The sequence below is a fragment of the Candidatus Cloacimonas sp. genome (genome assembly GCA_039680785.1).
Classification (GTDB): Bacteria; Cloacimonadota; Cloacimonadia; order Cloacimonadales; family Cloacimonadaceae; genus Cloacimonas.
In genome coordinates, this window is the sequence record JBDKSF010000049.1 from 1 (window position 1) to 1,638 (window position 1,638).

General features: G+C 40.5%; 1 protein-coding gene. It reads left to right on the forward strand.

Annotated features, from left to right (window positions below):
* Positions 1-630: 630 nt before the first annotated feature.
* Positions 631-1,638: preprotein translocase subunit SecA (secA, locus tag ABFC98_03315; GenBank protein MEN6445056.1), on the forward strand; the 1,008-nt coding region annotated here is incomplete at its 3' end.

Genomic DNA, 1,638 nt, shown 5'->3' on the forward strand with positions numbered 1-1,638 from the left:
GTGATCATTGAACTGAACCCGCAAGATAACTATATCCAGCAGTTTGAAACTGCTTTATCCATTTTGCAATTATGGTAAAGCTAAAGGTAAAGGATTATTTTTAAATACAAGGATTTCAGGATTATAAGGATTATTTTGTTGTGTTTTGCTCCCTCTTTGGTGTTCCGGGTAGCCGGAGCTCGCCGTAGCTCCGCTCTTTTTTTTCTTACCGGGTAGCCGGAGCTCGCTGTAGCTCCGCTCTTTTTTTCCCTACCGGGTAGCCGGAGCTCGCCGTAGCTCCACCCTTATTTCCCCTACAAAGGAACGATGTCCTCCGCCTACACTTTTGGCGAAAAACAGGTTTACCCAAGGTAACGGAACCCTGCTTTGACCCCCTCGCCTAACAACTTGGAACATATAAGCTTATCTTACGCTGAAGTAACACTTCCGTAACACTGCCGTTATCTCGTTACTAAAGCGTTACAGAATTGTTACTGCGTTATAAGAAAGTAGTGCAGGCACGGATCAAGAGGGCATTTTCCTTTTTTATTTGACACAATTCCACCTCTCAATTTAACTGACAAAAAAAGGAATTATTTCATAAGTCCTTAAATGGCAAAGTTATCTGCCATAAACAGAGAAGGATACAAAATGTTAGAGAAAGTATTAAAAAAAATCTTTGGCGATAAAAACAGTCAGGACCTCAAGCGTTACGAACCCATCGTAAAAGAAATAAATGAAATCTATGCGAATTTGGAACAGTATGATGATGAGCAGCTGACCAATCGAGTTACGGAAATTAAACAAGAAATTGCCGCTAAGCTTGCCCCTTTGCAGAATGAATTGTTGGCACAGGAAAAAGAATATCGGGAAGCAAAAGAGGATAGTGAACGCAATCATCTGGATAATAATATAGACGCCACAAAAAAAGAACTTAAACATTTAACGAAGAGCACTTTGGATGATTACCTTCCGGAAGTTTTTGCTATTTTGAAAGATACTTGTCGGCGGATGGTAGGCAAAAATTTTGATGTGCGCGGTCATTCCGTAGAATGGAATATGGTTCCCTTTGATGTGCAGCTGATTGGAGCAATGGCTTTACACGATGGAAAAATTGCTGAAATGGCTACTGGTGAAGGAAAAACCCTCGTTGCCACTATGCCTTTGTTTTTAAATGCGTTAGTTGGACGCGGAGTGCATCTGGTTACGGTTAATGATTATTTGGCAAGTCGTGACGCAGAGTGGATGAGTCCCATTTTTAATTTTCACGGTCTTACGGTTGGTTGTATTACTACAGGCATGGATTTTGACAGTCGTAAAGAGGCATACAATTGTGATGTAACTTACGGAATGAACAGTGAATTTGGTTTTGATTATTTGCGTGATAATATGGCTGTTTCGTCAAATCAGTTGGTTCAGCGTGATTTTTACTATGCTATTGTGGATGAAGTGGATAGCATTCTGATTGATGAGGCAAGAACTCCGCTTATCATAAGTGGTCCGATTGCTCAGGATAAAAATTTTTACCCCGAATTGCGTCCTGCCATAGCTCAGGTAGTTCAAGCTCAAAATGCTTTGGTGCAAAGGTTTTTAAGCGAAATTAGAGAAGACCTTGATGAAAATAATCCCAATCCTGACAATAATCGGTTGGCGAAAAAT